Source organism: Sphingobacterium sp. lm-10 (assembly GCF_023554555.1).
Classification (GTDB): Bacteria; Bacteroidota; Bacteroidia; order Sphingobacteriales; family Sphingobacteriaceae; genus Sphingobacterium.
The window spans coordinates 452,239-476,187 of record NZ_JAMJWC010000002.1; the positions used below are offsets into that span (position 1 = coordinate 452,239).

The following is a 23,949-nucleotide window of genomic DNA, read 5'->3' on the forward strand; positions in this document are numbered from 1 at the left end:
GATATTACATGATAAATTCGTTAAAACGCATTTACCGTTATTTGATAAATAATAATCGTTTCTTTTTGCGACTTCATCTGCAAAGATTTAGCAGTCGTTATCCTTCAAAAATATTGCATGAAGCAGATAACAAAAGCACTGTGCACTTTATACATCGTTACATCACAAATAATACGGGTGATATCGCTTGTGGTTATTATCGGTATTTTTTAGATCATTTTAAAGCATATCAGTGTGTTGTACATGATGTCAATTGTGTTGATCTCTCAAAAATAAAAGATATTGATTCCGTTATTATTGGTGGCGGTGGGCTTCTCAATGCTACGGAAGAATGGAATTACAATATTATTGAAGCTGCAAAATTAGCTCGAAGGAGTATTATATGGTCTGCTGGGTTTAATAGTTATGCGGGCAAGAAGTTTCATAACGCTATCGATTGGAATTTATTTGATCTTGTGGCCGTTCGTGATTTCAAGTACGGAGACTTCAGATTCGTACCCTGTGCGACCTGTTTTATGCCAGAGCTAAGCATCAACTATGAGATTAAAAGAGAGGTTGGCGTAATCGGACATAAAGATGTTTTGCATCATTTGCCGACTGAATTTCGACAGTATGAGTTGCTTACTAATAGCGCTTCGCTATCCGAATTCGTCGCGTTTATAGGCAGTTCTCAAATTGTTTTGACCAATAGTTATCATGCAATTTATTGGGCTACTCTATTGGGCAAGAAGGCTATCCTATTTGCGCCAAGATCTGAGAAATACAATTTTTATAAATACTCCCCTCATTTGTATACGGGGGATTTAGAAGCGGATTTGATGGCAGCAAAGGTATATCCCGAAGCCATGTCAGATTGTAGAAGTCTGACGATGGAATACTTAAAGGATATTAAATCAACAATAAAGTCTTGACCGACGAATTGCATATGAAAATCTTATCAATAGGGTCGTTTAATGGTTTATCCAATACTTGTCTGCATAGAAATTGGGCGTTAAAAGAGATTGCGGAAGAGATTGATATGGTGAATATTCGTGAAAAACAGACGTCATGGCTTTACCGGGTTGCGAATTGGTTGTTTCAAAAAGGTTTGCCTATCCCCTTGCCTGACGATTCCAATGCGAATAAGAAGATAAATGCATTTGTTAAAAAGTCTGTCAATAGGCCTTATGATATAGTCTGGATAGATAAGGGGTTAATGATTAACCCTGATACACTCCGAAATATCAAAAAGGTGAGTCCCAGCACTAGGATTGTAAGTTATTCACCTGATAACATGGTGCTCAGACACAATCAAAGCTTAAATTACCTTAAAGGGATTTCACTTTATGATATTCATTTTACCACCAAATCCTATGTGATCGATAAACTGAAAGGATTAGGTGCTCGACGCGCGGTATTTACCAACAAGCATTATGAGCATACTTTTCATTATCCGCGAGATTTATCGAAAGAAGAGTTAGATAGACTCGGTGGTGATGTCGGTTTCATTGGTATATGGGAGCAAGAGAGATGTGACAGTATTCTTTTTTTAGCAAAGAACGGCATAAAAGTGAAGGTCTACGGTGGCGGAAAATGGCAGGAATATAACAATATAGAAAACCTAGAAATCTTACCCGCGGTTTATTCAGAAGATTACTCAAAGGCTTTACAAGCCTTCAAAATCTCGCTGTGTTTTTTACGGAAAATAAACGCGGATTTGCAAACCTCGCGATCTATGGAAATTCCAGCGTGTGGAGGATTTATGCTAGCGGAGCGAACTTCAGAACACTTGGAATTATTCTCAGAAGGGCTAGAAGCCGAATTCTTTTCAAGTAATTCAGAGCTCTTGCAAAAATGTCGATATTATTTGCAGCATGAAAATGAACGAAAACAGATCGCCATTGGAGGAGTTGCGAGATGTGAGACTTCTGGTTATTCGAATCGGGATGCAGTTAAAAGAATGTTGGAAATTGTACAGTTGAATGGTTAACAAATTGAATACATCTGCAGAAGGTAATATTATAAGCCTCCTACGAAAGTGGTTGGATATAATTATCTATGTTTCTATCGGATGTGAAATGATCTTCTTTCCATCTTGGGCAAACCTTGCTGGCTGTGGCATGACGTTACTTGTCTGGTTAATATTTAAAATTTTTTTTCTAAAACAGTATTTAATTGTTCTACATCCTTTTTCTTTTTTTGCCTTTTTATCCTTGTTTTTAGCGCGCTACATTCCGCTTCCCGCTACGCTTTTGGAAGGTAAACCTATCACTTATGGGTTCGAAGCACCTTACCAAACTTTTTTTTGGGAAACAATCATGTTCGTTGTTGCTGCATTAGCTTTTTACTTCGCTACTAGAAAAAATATATCTAAAAATAATTTTCTTCAGAATTTTTTGTACAAACAAGGGTTTTTTAAGACCGACACTATCACATTATGGATACTTGGAGCTATAGGACTAGCAGTACGAATCCAGCAATTAAGTGTTGCAAATGAAGTTGAATTTGGAGATGTCAACAATAAATTTCTAGCTGGCCTCGTGTATTTGCAATATGCACCATTGATCATGCTATTTCCCAAATTGGCCAATATTTCTGCTAATGAAAGAAGAAATGTATTTGTCTGGCTTTACGTGGGCTTATTATTTGTAACGAGCTTTGCAACAAATAGCAGGCAAGCAATGATTTATCCCATTTTCACGATAGCGTTGTTAGCATTCTTACATACACTACGAGAGCGGATTTCCGTATTCAAATTAATATCACCCGCGCGGTTAGTTGTTTTATCCGTCACAATCATTTTTGGCTTAAATTTAATCTCAGACGTATCATTAGCCATGTTAGTCAACCGTAGTGGACGTTCTGATATTAGTCGTAGCGAATTATTTGACAAAACTTGGGAAACTTTACAGGATGACGAAGTTATGGAACGCTTACGAATGATCTCAGCAGAGGAGAGTGATAATATTACGGCGTACAATCTAGGATGGGATGAGACATATCTAAGCAACTTCATGCTAAATCGGTATGGAAACCTACGTGTTTCAGACCAGACACTTTATTATGCAGATAAAGTTGGCTATGGAAATGAAAAGATGAGAGATAGTTTTATAGACAAAGTAACAGCAATTTTTCCTTTACCATTTCTTTCTTTTTTGGGAATTCATCTTGACAAGGATGAACTATTGTATTCACCAGGTGATATGTTATTTACTACTGCTGGTAATTTAAATGCACTTGGAGGTTTCCGGGTGACAAGTTTAGTCGCAGATGGCTTAGCGACTTTCGGATATTGGGCTTTCCCACTACAATTCATCTTATTGTTTCTATCATTTAAATTGATGGATTGTTTTGTCTTCTACCGAAAAAAACGCTTAGTATACTCGACACTGGGACTGATAAACGTATTTGGGTTTTTAGGAATGTTTAGAAATTCAATCGGAGTGATCGTTTTAGTGACTTATTTGTTGAGAGGTTTTTGGCAAGAGTGTTTTATATTTTGGTTAGTCGTATTCATCGTAAAGTTGCTTCCAATCAAGCGATAAATAGGTGAGTTTTTACTATTAATTACTTAGTTAAGAGATGAAAATATGTGTGATTTATAGAAATATCAATGTTGGTTTTTCTATTCATAAAGTTATCAGTACAACTATTGAGAAACTTAAATGTCGGTTAAGTATTGAGGAGATTTTTCTTCCTAGCCCATACGCTAATATTTTATCCATGTTTAGGAATGGATTTTTTGCTAGAAATAAAAAAGCGACAGTCTATCATATTTCCGGAGATGTTCATTACCTCTCCTACTTCTTACTTGGTCGCACCACTATTGTTACTGTACATGATATTATGTATTTCTCCTATTTATCAGGGATAAAAAAAATGATATGGAAGAGGTTGTACATCGATTCTCTTTCGTATTGCAAACATGTAGTTTTTGTGTCTGATTACGCCAAAGCTCAGGTCGTCGAATACCTAGATCTGCCAGAGCAAAAAATCTCGATTATCCCAAATCCCGTTTCTCCTTTGTTCAATTATCAAGAAAAAACCTTTAATAGCGAGAAGCCAACCATATTGCATATTGGTACCTTAAAAAGAAAAAATTTACAAAGAACTATAGAAGCCATTAGTACTCTCTCTTGTCACCTTCGTATCGTGGGTAAGCTAGATACCGAGACAATCTCACAATTAACAGCTAAGGGTATCGACTATTCAAACGTTGTAGGACTGTCTGACATAGAAATAGTGAATGAATATCAGAATGCTGATATCATTAATTTTCCGTCGCTTTTCGAAGGATTTGGAATGCCAATTATCGAAGGGCAAAAAGTTGGACGCGTAGTGCTAACATCTAACCGTAGCCCCATGAAAGAGGTTGCTGGCAATCAAGCCGCATTTCTGGTTGATCCTGAAAATGTTGATTCTATAAGACAAGGTTATAAGGCTATTATAGAAGATAGTTTATTGAGGGAAAGCCTGATAGCGGAAGGGCAAAAGAATTCTGCAAGATATGATGCTGAGAAGATCGCTGAAATGTATTCTAATCTCTATAAAAGCATAATAAAGTGATGAAAAAGATTTTAAGTTTTTTGGTTGTAATACTCCCTTGGGCACTAAAGAGACCTATGTTAAAATTGATTTGGAAATATGACATACATCCCAAAGCTAGGATTGGTTTGGCTTATGTTTTTCCAAAACATTTAGTGATGAAGGAAGGAAGTAAGATTGATCATTTCACAGTTGGGATACATGTGGATCTAATTCATTTAGAGGTGAAATCGAAAATTGGTCGGTCAAATTGGATTACGGGATTTCCGCTCGGCACGAAGTCCAAGCACTTCAAGCACCAATTGTTGCGTAAATCAGAATTAGTTATTGGTTCAAATTCAGCGATTACTAAAAATCACCATATTGATTGTACAAATTCCATAAAAATAGGTTCATTTTCCACAATAGCTGGATACAATTCGCAGTTTTTAACACATTCTGTAGATGTATATGAAAATAGGCAACATAGTGAACCAATCGAGATAGGTGACTATACCTTCGTAGGTACAAACGTCACTGTCTTGGGCGGTGCTATATTGCCATCCCATAGTGTACTGGGTGCTAAATCGCTGTTGAATAAACGTTTTGAAGAGACATGGATGCTTTATTCTGGAATTCCTGCAAAACCGATCAAAGACATCGACCCTAGTGCAAAATATTTCAGCAGGCTAGAGGGTTTTGTAAATTAAAATTATATGAAAATACTTCGTATCATATCGTCAATGAATCCAGCTTCGGGCGGACCTTCACAAGGAATTCGAAACGCCGTTCCACAGTTAAAATCGTTGGGGGTCGAAAATGAAGTTCTTTGTTTCGATCAAAAGGATGCAGAATATGGGTTAGATGATAATTTCATCATTCATAAAATTGGTCCCGCAAAAGGTCCATATGCATACGTGCCAGAGTTATCAGCTTGGTTAGAAGCCAATATCAATCGTTTCGATAAGGTTATCATTCACGGATTGTGGCTTTACAATAGTTATGGGACCTATAAGATATGGAATCGCTTAAAAAAGAACCGAAGACAAGGCTTCCCATCTTTGTACGTGATGCCCCACGGTATGCTAGATCCTTACTTTCAACGAGCTCCTGAACGTAAATGGAAAGCCTTAAGAAATCTTTTTTTTTGGCATACCATCGAACGACAGGTAGTCAATAATGTAGATGGGGTCTTATTTACATGTGAGAGAGAACTTGAATTAGCGAGAGAAACATTCCGCAGCTATCACCCTAAGGCGGAACTCAATGTAAGTTATGGTGTGCAGCCCCCGCCAGCATTAAACTATAACATGACAGATGCATTTCTGAAGGCCTCAGGAATGCTGTTGAACGAGCCATACTTGCTATTCCTTAGTCGCATCCATGCAAAAAAAGGGGTAGACATTTTAATAGAGGCCTATAAATCAGTTACCGCCGATGGTATTCAGTTACCAAAGTTAGTAATAGCGGGACCACTGGATAGCGATTATACTCAACAGCTAAAGCAGATCGCGCACGAAAGAGAAGATATAGTTTTTACAGGAATGTTGCGTGGAGATGCCAAATGGGGTGCAATTTATGGATGTGAACTATTCATTTTACCTTCTCATCAAGAGAATTTTGGAATTGCAGTAGTGGAAGCCATGTCTTGTCAGAAGCCTGTATTTATCACGAAGCAAGTCAATATCTATACAGTGATTGAAGACAACAAAGCTGGTGTAGTTTTCGAGGATAATCTCTTGGCGGTTACTAATGCTCTTCGAGAGCTATCTAGTGCCATCACTACAGCAGATCTTAAGCAACTCGGGGCGAATGCTAGAAGGACTTACGAAGAGCACTATCTTCCAGAAGGTGCCGCTCAAAAATTTATAAAAGCGATATGTCAAAATTAAATACAGATACCTATACGGGAGCTTCTTTTTCTTTGAAAAATAAGATGGGCAGAGTACTGTGGGGAGCAGTATATGCTTTGTTTTTCAGATTCTCTCCACGGCCTTTTCATGAATGGAGGTCATTTCTGCTACGTCTTTTTGGCGCTAAGGTCGGGCAGCATGTACACGTATATCCCGGAGTAAAGATATGGGCTCCCTGGAACCTTATTTTGGAAGATGAATGTGGTGTCGGAAGCGGAGCGATACTATATAGTCAGGGAAGGATTATATTAGGAAAGCGTAGTATTATTTCGCAAGGAGCCTACATCTGTACCGGCTCTCATGATTATACTAAATTCGGGCATCCGCTGATCACTGCGCCTATAGTTGTAGAAGCTCATGCTTGGGTGGCTGCTGAAGCATTTGTGCATCCAGGTGTAACCATAGGTGAGGGAGCCGTTGTTGGCGCTCGCTCCGTAGTAATTAAGAATATTGAACCCTGGATGGTGTGCGCGGGAAATCCTTGCAAAACCATTAAACAACGTATCATTACAGATAAACCTACAACAAAACAGAATTAAACAATGTTGGATATTTCTACCATAATTCTAACCTTCAACGAAGAAAAACATATTGCTCGCTGCATTGAAAATGCCCGGCAGTTTTCTAAAGTTATCTACTTGGTCGACTCCTTTTCTACCGATAGGACCAAAGAAATCGCCGAGTCCATGGGAGCGATTGTCTACCAGAATAAATGGGAAAATAACTATGCCCGACAACTTAATTGGGGCTTGACCAATATTCCCGTTTCTACCCAATGGGTATTTCGCCTAGATGCAGACGAATACCTTTCTCCGGAATTAATAAAAGAACTGCATACCAAAGTACCTACCGTAGCAGCGGATATTACCGGATTGGTGATGGAGCGCAAAATGGTTTTTTTGGGTAAAACAATTAATCGGGGAAATATCAAATGGAATATGCTGCGGTTATTTAAATATGGGGAAGGCACCTGCGAGGAGCGCTGGATGGATGAGCATATCGTATTGCGCAAGGGCAGTTCTATTCAGCTAGAGCAGTGCTTTTTCGATGATAATCTAAATCCATTGGGTTGGTGGATTGTTAAACACAACGGATATAGCATTCGAGAAGCAATAGATCTTATAAATATAGAAATTGGCTTTTTACCCGATAATAACCATAATATAACTTCCGAAATGGCAAAAGACGCGGAAGATAAGCGCCATAAAAAGGAAAAATATGCCCGAATGCCGTTGTTTTGGCGCAGCTTCGTCTATTTTATTTATCGTTATGTGTTCAAGTTAGGTTTTACGGAAGGCAAAGAAGGATTTTTATGGCATTTTATGCAAGGTTGGTGGTATAGGTCATTGGTGGACGCAAAGGTGTATGAAATTAAGAAACATTGTGGGAACGACCCGGAAAAGATTAAAGCCTTTGTTAAAGAGAATTATCAAATTAATCTAGGATAGAACGGATGAGGATTTTAATACACGGAATTAATTATGCACCTGAGCTCACGGGTATCGGAAAATATACAGGAGAGATGGCTGAATGGTTGGCCGCACAGGGGCATGATGTGCACGTGCTTACCGCGGTTCCTTATTATCCGGAATGGCAGGTACATGATAGTTATAAAGGAAAGGGTTGGCATATGGAAGTATTACGTGGTGTTAAAGTGCATCGTGTACCGCTTTATGTACCTAAAGAAGTGACATCCGTCAAGCGTATTGTCCATGAATTCTCTTTTCTAGCATCTACTTTACCCTTTTGGATAAGATCCGTTTTCTCCAAAAAGTTCGACGTTGTTTTTTGTATCGCGCCGCCATTTCATTTGTCAATATTTCCTTGGATGTATGCCGGGATACGGAGTGCAATATGGATCAATCACGTTCAAGATTTGCAGGTAGATGCAGCCAAAGACCTGGGTATGATCAAAAATCAGACTTTCTTACGTGCTATGTTTGGGTTGGAACGATTCTTCTTGAAAAAGGGAGCTCGTGTATCCACCATCTCCGAAGGTATGCAGAAGAAGATCTTGTCTAAAGGGATTATGCCTGAGCAACTAATCTTCTTCCCCAATTGGGTTGATGGAAATGCGATTCAACCGTTGACGATAGAACAGTCACTCCGCGCTGACATGGGCTTTTCTTTGGAGGATAAGATTGTGCTCTACAGTGGTAATCTGGGCGAAAAGCAGGGACTAGATAGTATTGTTCGAGTAGCCTCAAAATTTAAAAATAATCCTGCTGTGAAGTTTGTAATATGCGGATCGGGTGGGGGAAAAGATAAATTGATGAAACTAGTTGAAGAAAGTTTGCTTTCCAATGTATTCTTTTTTCCACTGCAGCCGTACGCCAAGCTGTCTGCCTTGCTGGCAATGGCAGATGTCCATCTAGTGTTGCAAAAATCTTCTGCAGCCGACCTCGTGATGCCCAGTAAATTGACAGGAATATTGGCGGCAGGAGGCTGTGCATTGGTTACTGCTAGTCTGGGGACTACTTTATATGACGTAGTGCAGAAATTTAACATGGGTATTTTGGTAGATCCTGAAGATGATTCGGCATTGGAACAAGGTATCTATAAAGCCTTGTTTACAGATGTGAACTTATTGAAACAGAACGCACGACATTATGCACAGCAGTACCTGGAAAAGGAGGAAATACTCAAATCCTTCGAAAATAAGCTTATAGAACTATTGAAGAACGATTAAGATGAAACGTATTATGAGAAAACTAGTTGTATTATTAAGCACCCTATTTTTAACAGCACACGCGAATGCACAATCTCGTTTTCCAGATTCCCTTCGTGTGCAAGTGGGATCACAAGTTCAGGTCGCTTCCGAAGCCTTCCAGCCGCTTTGGGCCAAAGCCAATCGTTTTGGCATGGCAAGCGATCGGCAATTCGATCAGATCACTTGGATCGAGGCTACCAATGCACACTATCTTACAGGGTTAAAGCTGTTAAGCGATTCGGTATCACCACTTACATTGGATTATGGCGCTACCGCGTTCAATTCAGAGCACTATAGCCGCCTTGTACTACAACAGGCGTATGCACAACTGCGCTACAAAAGCTGGTTTCTACGCGCTGGACGTCATCGTGATTTGTGGGACGACCTTGATCCACAACTTTCTATGGGTTCTCTCGGAACTAGTGGAAATGCCTTGCCTATTCCTAAAATCACAATCGGGATCGATGATTATATTAAAATTCCTTATACCAAAGGAATCTTAGAATTTAAGGGTATGATGGGACATGGATGGTTTGGGACTAATCGATACATGGATTCTTGGCTGCACGAGAAATCGTTTTATGCAAGAATAAATTTGGGAAAATGGAAGCCTTACGGAGGAATACAACATTATGCGGAATGGGGAGGTCAGCGACCATCAGAAAACATCTATCTGGATCGCTCTTTCCGAGGTTTTCTGGATGTGTTTTTTGTTCGTGAAGCAAACGATGGATCCCTCCCGACGGAACTGGAAGAGAACGGAAAAAGACCAAATAGGGCCGGTACACAACGTGGTCTTGCCGAGTTGGGGGTGTACTATGATCATGATGCCTACAGCTTACATTTCTACAACCAGACACCGATTGAAAGTGGAACAGGTATTGACATTCGGAATATTGATCGTTTGATAGGAATACATTTTCGCAACAAAAGGAGCGATCATGTAGTACAGGATTTAGTCGTAGAATTTATTCATACCAAACAAATGGAAAGTTTTGGGAAAGAAATGCAAAGCTATTATAATAATGGCGCCATGAAGACCGGCTGGGAGTATGAACGTCAGGTGATAGGTAATCCGTTGTATACAAATAGAGAAGATGCATCTAATTACCTGCCGATTGAACCATTTGACTGGAGAAGTACAGACTTCATCCCTGGGAATAATAATATTGTAAATAACCGTTTGGTAGGCGGCAATATAGCCGGAATATTTCGCGTTGCCAATTCATGGAATGCGCTTGCCAAGATTACGCCAGTAATGAATTACGGTGCAAGAAATTATGCACAATATTATGGGAATGAAAATGGTTTATTCCAATGTTATTCTTTAGTAGGAGTTTCCCACGATTGGGGCGCTTGGCAATGGAATGCCAATTTAGCAGCGGATTTTGGTAAATTGTACCAAAATATTGGTGGATCGATTGGCGTAAAATATCAAATTAGATAAATTTGAAGATTATATGAAACATACACTCAAAGCAGAAGTAGTATTTATTGAAAATATATAAGATGACTAACATAAAAAAAATAACCTGTATTGGAGCTGGCTATGTTGGCGGTCCCACAATGTCTGTGATTGCACAGAAGAATCCGAATGTAGAAGTCACGGTTGTTGATTTGAATGAACATAGGATCGCGGCGTGGAATGATGCAGACCTTTCCAAACTTCCGGTTTACGAACCGGGTCTGGATGCCGTAGTGGGGGAAGCACGTGGTCGTAATTTGTTTTTTTCTACGGATGTAGACAAAGCCATCGATGAAGCGGATATGATCTTTATATCGGTAAATACGCCAACTAAAACCTATGGCAAAGGCAAAGGCCAAGCAGCGGATTTGAAGTTTATCGAGTTGTGCGCGCGGCAAATTGCAGCGGTGGCCAAGTCGGATAAAATAGTTGTAGAGAAGTCTACGCTTCCGGTGCGTACGGCTGAGGCTTTGAAAAGCATTTTGGATCATACGGGCAATGGGGTTAACTTTCATATTCTTTCCAATCCAGAGTTCTTGGCAGAAGGAACAGCGGTGACTGATTTGCATAATCCAGATCGAGTATTGATCGGAGGTGAAGATGCCGAAGCCATAGAAGCATTAGTAAAAGTATATGAAGCTTGGGTTCCAAGAGAGCGAATTTTAACGACCAACTTATGGTCTTCGGAGCTTTCTAAATTAGTGGCGAATGCCTTTTTGGCGCAACGTGTCTCCAGTATCAATGCCATTTCAGAATTGTGTGAGGTTACCGGTGCAAATGTAGATGAGGTGGCTCATGCAATAGGCAAAGACAGCCGTATAGGCAGCAAGTTTTTAAAGGCATCAGTAGGTTTTGGTGGCTCATGTTTTCAGAAAGATATACTGAATTTAGTCTATATTGCCCGTTCCTATCATCTAAACGAAGTGGCCGATTATTGGGAGCAAGTAATCTTGTTAAACGATCATCAGAAAACGCGTTTCGCGGAGCGGATTATCAAAACGATGTATAACACGGTAAATGGCAAGCAAATCGCATTCTTAGGTTGGGCATTTAAGAAAGACACTAACGATACGCGAGAATCTGCTGCTATCTACGTGGCGGATCATTTATTAGATGAAGAAGCCAGCATCATTGTATATGATCCAAAAGTTTCCGCAGAACAAATCTATCGTGATTTGGACTATTTAGGCACACGATCATCAGAGGAGAATCGTCGTTTAGTTACCGTGGTAGATACTCCGGAGGAAGCGTTGATAGGATCGCATGCAATAGCTGTATTAACGGAATGGGATGAGTTTAAGCAATATGACTGGGCTAAAATCAAAGAAGGCATGAAACGTCCCTCTTTCGTTTTCGATGGCAGGAAATTACTGAACGGGGCAGAATTGGAAGAATTGGGCTTTTCGTATTATGCCATAGGAGAAGGCTAATAAGGACCTCAATATTAATACCTTTATATACTACAATAATTCCATACAATAATAAGTCAATCAACTGTGAGTAATATAATCCATGTAATTTTGACAGGCGGCGTAGGAAGTCGACTGTGGCCATTATCTCGAAAAAGTAATCCAAAGCAGTATTTAAAGCTATTTAAAGAAGGTTCGCTCTTTGCGATGACCGTGCTGCGTAATCAAGCACTTTGTGATCAAGTAACAGTCGTAGGGAACTGCGATAATCATCAGTTGAGTCAGGAAGTGATGGATGCTCACTCCATTACATACACGGATATTATTGAGGCTACGCCCCGTAACACAGCTGCTGCAATAGCCTTTGCCGCCTTTGCTGCTAATCCCGACGATATTTTGATTGTAACGCCTTCCGATCATGTTATTGTCGGCGATGAAGCGTATAGCCAAGCGATGCAGGCAGGTATTGCAAAAGCACAGCAGGGTTACATTGTGACTTTTGGCATTAAGCCCGTGAGGCCGGAAACCGGCTACGGTTATATTGAATTTCAAGAAGATCAGGTACTTTCCTTCCGAGAGAAACCGAATCAGGATACCGCCGAAGATTTTATCGAAAGAGGCAATTTCCTCTGGAATTCCGGCATGTTTTGCTTTCGTGCAGACACATTGTTACAGGAACTACAGCAATTCGAACCTCAAGTGTACGCGACTGCATTAGCAACATGGAAAAGTCAAAAAGATGGACGTTTGGACGAAGCATTATCTAAGAAAATTCCATCCATCAGCATTGACTATGCCGTGATGGAACGCTCAAAGAAAATCCGAGTGGTAGCTACGGAATTCGCTTGGTCTGATTTAGGATCATTTGAATCATTGTACGATTATTTAGTACAAACCGGGCATCAGGTTGATGAAAATGGTAATATGGTGCTAGGGTCGGATTTGTATACCGCATTTGTTGGCTTGAAAAATACCATTGTGGTATCTACACCAGATGCAATGCTTTTTGTCCAAAAAGAGAAATCACAGGATGTCAAAAAAGTGTACAACACGTTAGAAAAGCATCAATCCAAATTGATCGACTAGTCAAAACTTAACTAAGGCGAACAATCCATTCTAAAAGCGTATCTTCGATTCATCAAATAGTTGATGAATCGATGGATACGCTTAAACATACACACTACCTCACAAAAAGAATATCGCTTTTACTTTTCTTTGCAGGGCTCGTTACACAGTTTGCTATAGGCCAGATCACCTATCAGCCCTATTCTTATCAACGATATCAATATTATCAGAAAGAGCTTTATAACGATACGACCCTTGGCCACACGGCTGTAAAACCGTTGGTTCAAAAAACATTAGGGACTTTCGACCTTCCTCTTCGCCCTGCAGATACCTCCAAAAACTGGTTTTTACGAAAGATTTTTGACGAACATTTAGTACAGATAGTCAAGAATGATCATACCTTTTATTTAGATTTTTTGCCTGATTTGCTGGTGGGAACACAACGTGGGACCAACCAAAAAGCCTTGTGGACAAATACCCGAGGCGCACAAGCGGGTCTGACTGTGGGAGACAAATTCTCGTTATACATTAATTTCTTTGAAAATCAGGCGCGTTTCCCTACCCATATTGATAATAGTGCCTTACGCATAGGAGGTATTCCTGGTCAAGGTTTTTCAAGAAATATTCCGACCAGCGAATTCGACTGGATGAATACAACCGTGAACATGACATACGAACTTGATACCGCATTTCGTGTTACATTGGCTTATGATAAATTACATATTGGCGATGGTTATCGCTCAATGCTCGTATCAGAAAGTCCATACAACTTTGCTCATGCTCATTTCTCAGGACAGGTAAAGCGGTTTCAGTACAATAGCATCTGGGGTACTATGCTGGATAGAAATAATCCACGAGTTTATGGTGGGGAGCAAGCATTTAATACCCGTTTGGGTGAAGGTGTGAAATTTGCAGCATTTCAATACGTTGATTATTTGGCGACTAGTAATTTGACTATTGGGGCATTTCATTCCTTAATATGGGCTCAGGGAGATGGACCCGATGAGCCGGGAGCGAATGGTGGCTTAGGTCTGAACGTGAAATATCGACCAATTGCTAAATGGATTGTATACGGACAGCTGTATGCAGATCAACTTTCTAAATTTGGCTTCGATAAAGATCGGGATCGTCGCACTTCCTACCAGTTTGGGGTCAAAACCCATGATCTTTTTAACGTAGACAGATTGAACGCGACTGTTGAGTATAATCAGGCTGCACCTTACACCTATCAGCATGTGAATAATCGAATAAATTATAGCGTTAATGGTGAACCGTTAGCGCACCCAAATGGAGCAAACTTCAGGGAAATTTTAGGTATATTAACTTACCGCTGGAAGCGTTGGGATCTGTATGGACAGAGTATGTTTTCACGGTATGGAGTTGATCAAACGGCATTTACTAACGTAGGTCAGGATCTCTTCCGAGAGGAAGTGCCGCAAATGGGCTATCGCATTGGGCAGGGAGATCTGCGCAATTTATTTTATAATGAGCTTAGAGCCGCCTATATTATTAATCCGAGGTACAATCTTCGTGCAGAAATCGGTTTGATAAACAGAATTCAAGATGCGCCGAATACGAATGGAAGAACCACTGCTAATATCTTTACAATCGGGTTGCGTTCGACATTCCGAACATTCCAGACTGAATATTAGACAACACCCCTTAGGATGATACGACAAGAGCCCGACATTATAGTGTCGGGCTCTTGTCGTATCTTAATGATATCAATTAATTTATTTGATCTCGTTGAGTACTATAGTACCCTCATGTTTTTTATCGACAATCAATGCGATACTTGAACGTGTGGTATCTGGCTGCTCGGATCCACTTACCCAGCGGTACGAGAAAACAATCTCATTCGGCTCAGAATCACGTAAACTGATTGGTTGCACCGTTGTGCGCAAATCTGGATCTGGCGCCAATACGGCGATCACGTAATTTTTCGAGAAATCAATTTCGTGCGCTTTTTTGTCTTCTTCTGTGCAATAGAAGATACGATCGAATTCTTCTTTAGTTTCTATTTTAGGATTTGAAGGTACATCCTGCACCGTATGCTTCACCAAAAAGTGATCGGCCACTTTGTAATCTATATGTGTATTGTCTCCGCCGACTGTGGGTTCTTCCAAGGCTGGGTCTACAGCTTGCTCATGAGCATTCTGCGGACCATTATTACAGGAATTCATTAAGAGTAAGGCCGCACTAGCGACCCAAAATAGATTGGCTATCTTTTTCATATCTTTCATGTTTATAGTTGTAACAACCGAGTTGCTTAGCATAATGTTTGAAAAACATAGTAGGTTTTTGATGACTACAACATATTTTGTGTCGATAAATGCGTTATTCATCGATTCTTTTTAGCGAAGTAGACCATCGGTAGCGATACAAAATCAAACAATCGATTTGTATAAGAAAAAGGTGATACCAATGGATAGGGTACCACCTTCAGGAAAAAAATATACAAATGTTTTAACTCAATATTACTGATAGATATGGTACTGAATAACGCGGATAAAGTTGGCGTTTTGCCAGCCTAGTACTCTTATACGCGTATGTCGTGCCCTGACGGGAGCATAAAAACGGATAAACTGGTTGTTTGCATTCGAAACTGTTGAAATTCCTTGAGAATCCCAATTTACACCATCTAGACTCGTAAAAGTTTCCACTTGTGTTACACGGTAATTGTTAGCACTTACCATACGAATACCCTGTACACCTTCTTTAATGCTGCCCATGTCTACGTCAATGTCACATTGTGCAGCAGGCGCTAGAGTCCAATGTTGCTGCGTAGATGTTGTAAACATCAAGTTGGCCTGGCCCGCTGTTGGGGTTGGCGACACTTGCGCTGTCCATCCGGTTCTGTCGGTAATTAAAGTGCCCAGAACGGAGGTTGGACTGTCATACACATTTGTCCTCCGCGTGTGAATCCGTAAAAACACGGTGCTCAAATTCTCACTTATAGCCGCATTCGAAGCCCCGGAAATAGCCGTAATCTTCAGCGGTATCACATACGAAGGATCGGTCAGCGTAGCAATATCCCGAACCCGTATCGATAAGGAGTCGGCAGACAAAGTAGCACCTGACGGAATGGTCAGATCCCCGTTTCCTAATTCCAGCAAATTGGTTGGCACCGCTTTGTATGCAGTTTGCATCTGTGCATTATACTGTTGAATTAAGTTTGGATCCAATGCCAGGGTAACGCGAGTCGCGTTAGACACAGGCATCGTCGCTCTCACCGGTATTTTGATGGTGACATCGTCACCCATATTACCAATTGGGGTGTGTATTACATTAAAACTAACTTCATTAACATAGCTGGAGCGCGTGTTGACAAATATTCTATTCACATTGTCTCCTGTTACATCAAAATGCTCTTTTTCCGAGCAGGAGAATTGGAGGAGCAGTGCTATGCCCAACAATCCTTTTATCATGATCTTCTTCATAGAATGCTTAAATTATTGTGTGCATTTATTCTTTTCATCCAAAAGCCAACGTACCGCACCTCGCTTATCAAAGGCATTCAGTACGCCATTGCCTGCATTATCGCGAACAGTTTTTGACCAGTCCATATCATATCCTTTTCCGGTTGCATCGTGGAAGATAAAACCATCCATTTCGTTGAGTTTCCAATAGGCGACTAAAGCCTCGGAGGTAGGGTCAACACCACAGATACCATTTTGAATCTCACCAGAAGTCAGCGCCTTATTCCAGACACGCGCCTCCGCAATACGGCCATTGAAATATTGCATGGAAGGATAGTTTGCCCAAGACATGCCCAGCTCAAAACGCTGGAAGGTAACATTTCCTGAACCAGCCATCTCCGAATCTTTCACGCCATCTACATACATCGTAAACCGGGTGCCGTCGTACGATAAAGAGATGGTGTACCACTGTCCGGTGTTAAAACGAGTTTTCGAGATCAAACTACCTCCTGGATTCACCCATTGTAGTGAGTTTATCGCTTGCCCGTTTTCTCCAAAGCGGAGCATATTAGAGCGTTGTTCATCTTTTGAAGTAAAGGAGACCAGCCTGCTGATCGGCTCTGGCGTGGTATGCCAGTCGTTGATAAAACAACGCACTTCATACGTGTATTTATCTAGATTCACCGCTTTGCTATCCTCGAAAATGAAGTTGCTATATAATGCGGTATTATTCATATCCAGTGAGTGGAAATTCGATACTCTAGAAATGCGCAGGTATATGGTGCGAGCACTTTCTAACACCTGCATATTGCCGCCCGATACCTGAGTAATCGATACTGGAATAACATAGGTACGCCCGTCGATAAATTCGTCGGTAGACACGACGCGCACCTGTACACCAGTAGATGAAGCACTACCCGCCTTGATGACACCACTGCTGCCCTCAACGATTATAGAGCCATTCGGTACAGCATAAAAATTGGTGTTATTCGCGGTATTATAGGCATCCAACTTGGATTGGTCATACGCGAAGTTTATGGTCACGTCCTCTTCTACCTTGCCGGTCGCACTCGCCGTCACATTGTAGGTAGAAGGCGTGTTTTCCACGACGAACCGCACCATGGGGTTTACTTCCGTTCCGGTCATTAAAATCGCTTCCTTGTCGTAGTCGAACCGATCTCCTTCGGTACACGACATCAGGCCGCTGCACAAGCCTATTATCAAAGATAATACGCCTGTTATTCTTGCTATTTTTTTCATCTTTCTATTTTTAGTTGTCGATTAAAGCTGCTTTGTTGAACAGTTTTAACTATATCTCTACACCACTAACGTACTGCTGGATTGGCAATCTGAATTGCTCTACGCATATTGTAATAGGGGATACCTGCCGTGTTATAATAATCCCGGTCAAAGTAGAAAGCGCCAAATCCTGCTTTCCGACCCTGCGTAGGGTTCCAACGCGCCATGCCTTCCAAAGAATACATCGGTGTACCATCTGTGGTCAAACGGTTGCCATTAGCTTCAATAAAAGGTGAACCGCCATTTTCATAGAAGCTTCCCAGGTTTTCCGTCACAATAAACTTGCCTGGAGGGGCCCAGCTGATGTTGTTATAATACCCTTGCAAACGAGCCGCTGAATGCTCGGTAAATCCTTGCGTATATGCTTGGCGAATAAAATAATCTACATAAGGTTCGGTCTCTGCCGGAGGATATTGAGAGTAAAAGTCGACGATTAATAACTTGTCCGGGTATTTGCCTTTCGGCCCGAAAAATTGACTGATATACTTTACCATCGTCGTAAAGTGAACGCCCTGCAACCAATCGCCCTCAGGCTCGTAATCTAAGTCAACACCATCGAGATTATAATCAAGCACATCATCTACCAATTGTTGTGCGTAGACGTGTATACCTTCGTCGTTTTGATTGGCTCGCAAATCATAATCCCGTCCGTCTTTTAATTTGATCACTTTGTTCATGCGCACAATTGTCGGAACCACGAAACGTGTACCTAGATTTTCGCGTACGTACTGCAGGTCTGCATAGGCAATAGGTGCATACAGGTGGCTGTTGGGGTCGTTGCTCGGAATACCGCCCCATAGCGAACAAATGTCTAAACTATCCGGAATGCCACGGATACGCTCGCCCCAGGAGGCAGGGTCTTTAAAACCGGTAACACCTTCGATAGGTGCATAAGCGGCAAACCAGCCGAATGATATTTGATGGTCTGTTTGCTTAAACGCACGTACATTCGCAAAATACTGCTCGTCGTAAGTTTTTACTTGCTGTATTTCTAGGTTTTCAATTTCTGTATCGCAGCTGCTCATCAGCACAAATACAGCAAAGAGGCTGGTTATGGTTGTTTTTAATATATGTTTCATCACAGAATTTTTTAATCTATCCATCACTATTTTTTGTCCCACCATAGTTTTGTTCCTCCATTATCCTGCCCTTGCAATTTGGCTACGCCACTTAATACCCCAGCGCGGTTGTTGTTGTATTCCGATTGCGGATAGGGGATACGACGTACTTGCACATCTCGGTTAATCGAAGGACTGTTGTTGACCACTACAGGGATCAATCGAGGATAACCTGTTCGGCGAAATTCTGCCCAACCTTCAGGGCCATCTGGATACATAGCCAGCCATTTTTGGGTGATCACTCTTTCCAAATTACGCTCAAATGACTCAGTATCCGACCAGGCAATCGTGACGGTACTGGGTGATGGCGCGTGGTAGGCAGAGCCTTCTGCAAAATCGGTAAAGGCAATAGGTTGTAGCGTGCTGTTGCTGGCATAGCCTGCGGCGCCGGTCACGGAGTTCTCCTCGAAAGAGGCAGCAATACCACTTTCATAGAAACTCTTAGCGCCCCCACCGACATTCCAACCCCTTAATGCCGCTTCAGCACGTAGGAAATGAGATTCGGCAGCGGTCATCCAGACAATCTCGGTGGTGCCGTTATCCACGTTGAGATTAGAGATGCGTGGACTTACGTACGGCGCCCACACGGAAGTAACGATTCCTTGGCGAACGCCGTGGTAATTTCCATCATTGGCCGGGCGAAAATAGCGGGCGCGTCGTGGATCTTGATAACCATTCATATAGGCATCCATAGTTGCGCCCATACGCACCTCGCCCGCATTAAAATTGTAGGCAATTTCAAATAATGGATGATAGTAAACAAGGTTTGAAGAATGCTTCAACGAGGTTTTCTCGGAAGACTGCGCAACAAATCCGAAAGGATTGGCAGCCGCGGCCTCGGCTTCTGCCTTGGCCTTTGCTGGGTCGGCATACGCCACACGTAGTGCTAAACGCAGACGGAGGGTATTCGCAAACTTGATCCATTTTTGAACGTTTCCGCCGTAGATAAGATCATAGGTGGCCAATAGGTTGGTGTTTGGATTAGCTTGCGCGAAATTCGTCAGCACGCTGATGGATTGATTGAGTTCTTCGAAAAATTTCGAATAGACATCCGCTAATGCATCGTACTCGTTCGCCAAATTACCGCTGCCATAATTGATGTACGGAATTGGACCATACGTGTCGGCCAAGCGATGCATGCCTTGCACTTTTACAATGGTAGCTAATGCGGCCACTTCGGGTAAGTTTTGCTCTTCCGCGTTCTGCACAATGGCTTGCCAGGCTGGCATAATGGATGAAAAACCAGAACGGAAGGTCGTTTCTAACCAATTGGTGATGAAATAATACGTGCCATTGTGTACACCACCATACCAACTACCGGTTGGTGCCAAGTAACCCGAGTACAAATCACTCGTTAATCCTTGAGCGACTTGATAGTCGGAATCGGCATTGGAGCCATCTTTAAATAGGACCACATTACGTTGCATTTGCGTGAAGAAAGCGCCTGTTTTAAGGTTATCCCTCGTCATCATATCTTCCGTCGCCTCGTGCGGGTTCGTATTGTATTCTTCAAAGTTCTTCGTACAGGAGCTATGTAGCCCAAGTACGAGCGCTGCTAGGGCAAATCCTGCTCTAGGCATAGTAATAAATATATTTTTGGTCATAGCGAGTGTCTTATAGTTGTAAACGAAGTGAGAAACCGATGCTGCGCAAACTAGGTGACATGAAATAGTCGATACCCTGAAAATAGGTGCCGGTATTTGCGGTAAGTTCTGGATCGTAAGGAGCTTTGTTGTATAAGAACAACAGGTTTTTGCCAATAACCGAAACATTGGCACCCTTCACGCCACGCATCCATTTTGCCACGGGCAAATCATAGCCAAGACTTACTTCACCCAATCGTACATTGGTCGCACTATACACATACATGGAACCTATACCACCAGAAGATCCACCACCAACGACGTCATAGTACGGTTTTGTAGGAATGGGACGACCATTGACCAATACGCCGCCAGCATCACGCGCATCCGCGGTAGCTTGCGAAGCGCCGAATGCATCGAGTACCGCCTGCGTATTAGAAACAACTACACCGCCAACGCGTGCGTTGAACAAAAATCCAAAACGCACACCACGGTAATGAAAGTCGTTGCCCCATCCCAGGTTATATTTAGGGTTACTATTGCCGGCAAAGGCATATTCGTTGGTCTCTGCCACCACCACTTGATCCGTGGGGTGTACATAGATGGCTCCGTGTTCATCTACACGCAATGTGTTAACGTAGATATCGCCCATGCGGCCACCTTCCTTCAAGATCATTTTGTAGCTCCCGGTACCTGTCATATCTAACTCAGTGAGCGAAATCTGATCGCCTGTAATCGGGTTAGTCCAGTTTGGAAGTAGTTCTACAATCTTGTTGCGGTTTAGTGAGTAGGTGATGTATGTGTTCCAGGAAGCGCTTCCGATAGGTTGGTTGTACCGTGCAGTCAGCTCGATACCTTTGTTGTCGACCTGTCCGGCATTCACCACCACGCTTGTATACCCTGAAGAGGCAGAGAGCGTTGGCTCAAAAAATTGATTGAACGTGCTGGATTGATAGAGTGTCGCATCCAAAGTCAGGCGATTTCTGAAGAAGGTCGCATTCAACCCGGCCTCTACCGAGCGGGTGCGCTCTGGTCTCAGATCTGTATTAGGCATGCGCGTTTGTGTTTGCGGATACCCTTTTGATAAACCATAGGTTGGAATCGTCAAGAATGGTTCCGGCTCATTACCTACTTCCGAATAGGATCCGCGCACTTTCAAATAAGACAGGTAGCGATCAGAAGACATCGGCAAAAGATCTGTAATCACCGCGGATACACCGACCGATGGATAGAAGAAGGATTTTGTTTGTGATAAAGCCAAGGTAGAAGGCCAGTCATTACGTCCTGTCAAATCCAGGAATAAACGATCTTTGTAGCCCAACTGTGCGCTGGCAAACACTGCTTGCTTGTTGCGGCGATAACCAGTTTGTGCCGCTTCTGCCGTCGCATTATTGACGTTACCGTAGGAAAAGAGATTTGGCACGCCGTGCAGTTTGCCGCCATACATGTTTTGCTCGTAGCGTACATCCTCCACGTTGGCTCCTAATAATGCTACTAAACGCAGGTCATCGTCTACAAATTGCTTGTTCATGTTGGCGATGAACTCTCCATACACTTGCTGTGTTTGCGCCTCATTAAGGGAGTAAAACCCATTTTCTGAAGCGAATAGCATGTTGGTGGAAGCATGAAATTTCCGCTCAAAACGATCATTACTACGATCCATCTTAACCCGACCGGTTAGGTTGATCCAGTCCGATACGTTATATCTAAGCGATGCATTCGTCATGTAGCGTTGCTTTTGGTTGGGAAATAAGGCGCGTTGCGTAATCCAATACGGGTTTTGCAAAGAAAGTCCTTGATCTCCATATGGCCAGAACTGCGTTTTGAAATTTCGCGAAGCATCATATCGCTCGAATAGTGCCGTTTTGCTAAAATCATCTCCGGCCGGAAATAAGTAAATAGGTACCAGCGGATTGAAATAAAGGCCTTGCGCGGTCATGTTCTGCTCGTTGACATTGGCATGCATGAAGCCGAGGTCCAAAATAAGTTTCTCGTCGAAGAAGTTGGTCGTATTTCTGACGGAAAAGTTGTACCGTTTGTAGTCGTTATTGTTGATGATGCCATTGGCATTCACTAAACCACCGGATACATAGGTTTGGCTACGGCTTGTGCCGGTCGAAAGGCTGATGGCATTGGTCGTGTTGAAGCCCGTTTGGAAAAAATCGCGCGCATCATAATCAGAAGGTGTGTTGAGTCTCTCTCCCCAGCTATAATAACTCCCAGGCTCGGTGGGGCCATAGCTTGTTTGAAGCTTTGGAAGAATCAATGGCTGTGAAAATACCGTTTGATTAGAGATGCTGATCGCTGTTTGATCTTTCATTCCGCCGCGCGTAGTCACTAACACCACACCATTGGCAGCAGCGCTACCATATAAGGCGGCAGCAGCAGGGCCGCTTAGCACGGAAAGGCTTTGTATATCTTCCGGGTTTAAGTTAGAGATTCCATCACCCGTTTGTCCGGCTCCTGCAAAAATCCCATCTGGCTGCTCTGCCGAAAGATTTGGCATCGGTATACCATCGATCACGTAGAGTGTATTATTATTGCCCGAGATGGATTTTGCACCACGCATGACCACGCGTGATGCCCCTCCTACACCAGAAGAGGATGCATTGATCGTCACGCCGGCCACACGACCATTCAGGTTATTGATAAAGTTTGGATCAGGTATGCGAGTTACTTGTTCTGCTTCAATTTGCTGCACATTGTAGGTCAACGATCTGCTTTGACGTTTAATCCCTAATGCCGTAACCACGACATCTTCAATATCGGCCACTTGCCCTTGCAACGTGATTTCTAAAAAATCTTGATTGGCTGCGTACGTAATTTCGGCTGCGCCGAGCCCCGTGTAAGAAACGCTAATCGTTTGGCTACCTGCTGGCGTTGCGATACGAAATACACCACGCTGATCCGTCTGCGTAGTGACCGAAGTGCCAAGTAAGGTAATTGTTGCACCGGGTACAAAAGCACCGCTCGCATCTTTCACCACGCCAGATAGTGTTCTTTGTTGGTTAGTACGTGTCGTATTGGCTTTGAGCAATAAGATATGGTTACCGCTCATGCGAGATTCCAAACCTTGATGCTGCAAAACACGCTTGAGTGCATCCTTGACGGTGATCTTAGATGAGCTCAGGCTGACCTTCCGGGCGATGTCGACCTCGTCGGCATCAAAAAGGAAAGAGTACGTTGTTTGCCGTTTGATCTCGGCAATGAGACTGGACAAAGGCTGGTTGCGGATGTCTAGCGCCACTGTAGCATCTTGTGAATATACAGATGCCGACACGGCCATAACACCCACAAACATCAATAGTGAGGTTAATTTCATAATTTTCAAGGTTCTACGGTGTGTTTTTAAGAGGCAAAACAAGCCACCGCAGTGTATTTTTTTATACATTTGCTATTGATTGAGGTTAATACAATGATGTGTTGCTCCAATTCGAATCGGAGGGTGCTGCAAATATCTTCCGA

Annotated in this window: 19 protein-coding genes; 13 read left to right on the top strand and 6 right to left on the bottom strand. The window is 42.3% G+C overall.

From position 1 onward, the window contains the following. Positions 1-8: 8 nt before the first annotated feature. From M8998_RS11935 to M8998_RS11995, 13 genes are all read left to right on the top strand, one after another. Positions 9-911: a polysaccharide pyruvyl transferase family protein gene (locus M8998_RS11935; RefSeq protein WP_249993129.1), complete on the top strand. Its 903-nt coding sequence runs from the start codon at positions 9-11 to the stop codon at positions 909-911. A gap of 14 nt (positions 912-925) precedes the next feature. Then, positions 926-1,969 (top strand): CgeB family protein, encoded by a 1,044-nt coding sequence (locus tag M8998_RS11940; protein ID WP_249993131.1) that lies wholly within the window; start codon positions 926-928, stop codon positions 1,967-1,969. Between the two features lie 4 nt (positions 1,970-1,973). Beyond that, positions 1,974-3,524: a hypothetical protein gene (locus M8998_RS11945; RefSeq protein WP_249993132.1), complete on the top strand. Its 1,551-nt coding sequence runs from the start codon at positions 1,974-1,976 to the stop codon at positions 3,522-3,524. A 37-nt stretch (positions 3,525-3,561) separates the two neighbouring features. Continuing rightward, the gene (locus tag M8998_RS11950; RefSeq protein WP_249993133.1) at positions 3,562-4,545 is read left to right on the top strand and encodes a glycosyltransferase family 4 protein; all 984 of its coding nucleotides are present in this window, start codon (positions 3,562-3,564) and stop codon (positions 4,543-4,545) included. Beyond that, entirely contained in the window at positions 4,545-5,213 is a 669-nt protein-coding gene (locus M8998_RS11955) for an acyltransferase (protein WP_249993134.1), read from the top strand. The genes M8998_RS11950 and M8998_RS11955 overlap by 1 nt, the downstream gene beginning before the upstream one ends. Before the next feature lie 6 nt (positions 5,214-5,219). Continuing rightward, positions 5,220-6,395, top strand: a complete 1,176-nt coding sequence (locus M8998_RS11960) for a glycosyltransferase (RefSeq protein ID WP_249993135.1) — start codon at positions 5,220-5,222, stop codon at positions 6,393-6,395. Next, a complete protein-coding gene (locus M8998_RS11965) occupies positions 6,383-6,955 on the top strand; it encodes a WcaF family extracellular polysaccharide biosynthesis acetyltransferase (protein ID WP_249993136.1) in 573 nt (190 codons plus the stop codon). Before M8998_RS11960 ends, M8998_RS11965 begins: the two co-directional genes overlap by 13 nt. 3 nt (positions 6,956-6,958) lie before the next feature. Next, positions 6,959-7,864 carry a glycosyltransferase family 2 protein gene (locus M8998_RS11970; protein ID WP_249993137.1) on the top strand — a complete coding sequence of 302 codons (906 nt, stop codon included), beginning with the start codon at positions 6,959-6,961 and terminating at the stop codon, positions 7,862-7,864. A gap of 5 nt (positions 7,865-7,869) precedes the next feature. Continuing rightward, positions 7,870-9,105, top strand: a complete 1,236-nt coding sequence (locus tag M8998_RS11975) for a WcaI family glycosyltransferase (RefSeq protein ID WP_249993138.1) — start codon at positions 7,870-7,872, stop codon at positions 9,103-9,105. Between the two features lie 13 nt (positions 9,106-9,118). Next, on the top strand, positions 9,119-10,573 hold the full coding sequence (locus M8998_RS11980) for a capsule assembly Wzi family protein (RefSeq protein ID WP_249993140.1): 1,455 nt from the start codon (positions 9,119-9,121) through the stop codon (positions 10,571-10,573). 62 nt (positions 10,574-10,635) lie between these two features. Next, complete coding sequence (locus M8998_RS11985; protein WP_249993149.1) at positions 10,636-12,021, top strand: nucleotide sugar dehydrogenase; 1,386 nt, start codon at positions 10,636-10,638, stop codon at positions 12,019-12,021. A gap of 66 nt (positions 12,022-12,087) precedes the next feature. Next, positions 12,088-13,086 (top strand): mannose-1-phosphate guanylyltransferase, encoded by a 999-nt coding sequence (locus M8998_RS11990; protein WP_249993151.1) that lies wholly within the window; start codon positions 12,088-12,090, stop codon positions 13,084-13,086. A 71-nt stretch (positions 13,087-13,157) separates the two neighbouring features. Further along, positions 13,158-14,717, top strand: a complete 1,560-nt coding sequence (locus tag M8998_RS11995) for a gliding motility protein RemB (RefSeq protein ID WP_249993153.1) — start codon at positions 13,158-13,160, stop codon at positions 14,715-14,717. 81 nt (positions 14,718-14,798) lie between these two features. On the opposite strand, the gene M8998_RS12000 is transcribed toward M8998_RS11995, so the two are convergent. The 6 genes from M8998_RS12000 to M8998_RS12025 form a co-directional block, all read right to left on the bottom strand. Next, positions 14,799-15,299 carry a hypothetical protein gene (locus M8998_RS12000; RefSeq protein ID WP_249993155.1) on the bottom strand — a complete coding sequence of 167 codons (501 nt, stop codon included), beginning with the start codon at positions 15,297-15,299 and terminating at the stop codon, positions 14,799-14,801. Between the two features lie 243 nt (positions 15,300-15,542). Continuing rightward, on the bottom strand, positions 15,543-16,505 hold the full coding sequence (locus M8998_RS12005) for a BT_3987 domain-containing protein (protein ID WP_249993157.1): 963 nt from the start codon (positions 16,503-16,505) through the stop codon (positions 15,543-15,545). A gap of 12 nt (positions 16,506-16,517) precedes the next feature. After that, positions 16,518-17,744 carry a DUF1735 and LamG domain-containing protein gene (locus M8998_RS12010; RefSeq protein ID WP_249993159.1) on the bottom strand — a complete coding sequence of 409 codons (1,227 nt, stop codon included), beginning with the start codon at positions 17,742-17,744 and terminating at the stop codon, positions 16,518-16,520. Between the two features lie 65 nt (positions 17,745-17,809). Beyond that, positions 17,810-18,862, bottom strand: a complete 1,053-nt coding sequence (locus tag M8998_RS12015) for a glycoside hydrolase family 18 (RefSeq protein WP_249993161.1) — start codon at positions 18,860-18,862, stop codon at positions 17,810-17,812. 26 nt (positions 18,863-18,888) lie between these two features. Then, positions 18,889-20,505: a SusD/RagB family nutrient-binding outer membrane lipoprotein gene (locus tag M8998_RS12020; protein ID WP_249993163.1), complete on the bottom strand. Its 1,617-nt coding sequence runs from the start codon at positions 20,503-20,505 to the stop codon at positions 18,889-18,891. Positions 20,506-20,515: 10 nt separating this feature from the next. Continuing rightward, a complete protein-coding gene (locus tag M8998_RS12025) occupies positions 20,516-23,806 on the bottom strand; it encodes a SusC/RagA family TonB-linked outer membrane protein (protein WP_249993166.1) in 3,291 nt (1,096 codons plus the stop codon). Between the last annotated feature and the right edge of the window lie 143 nt (positions 23,807-23,949).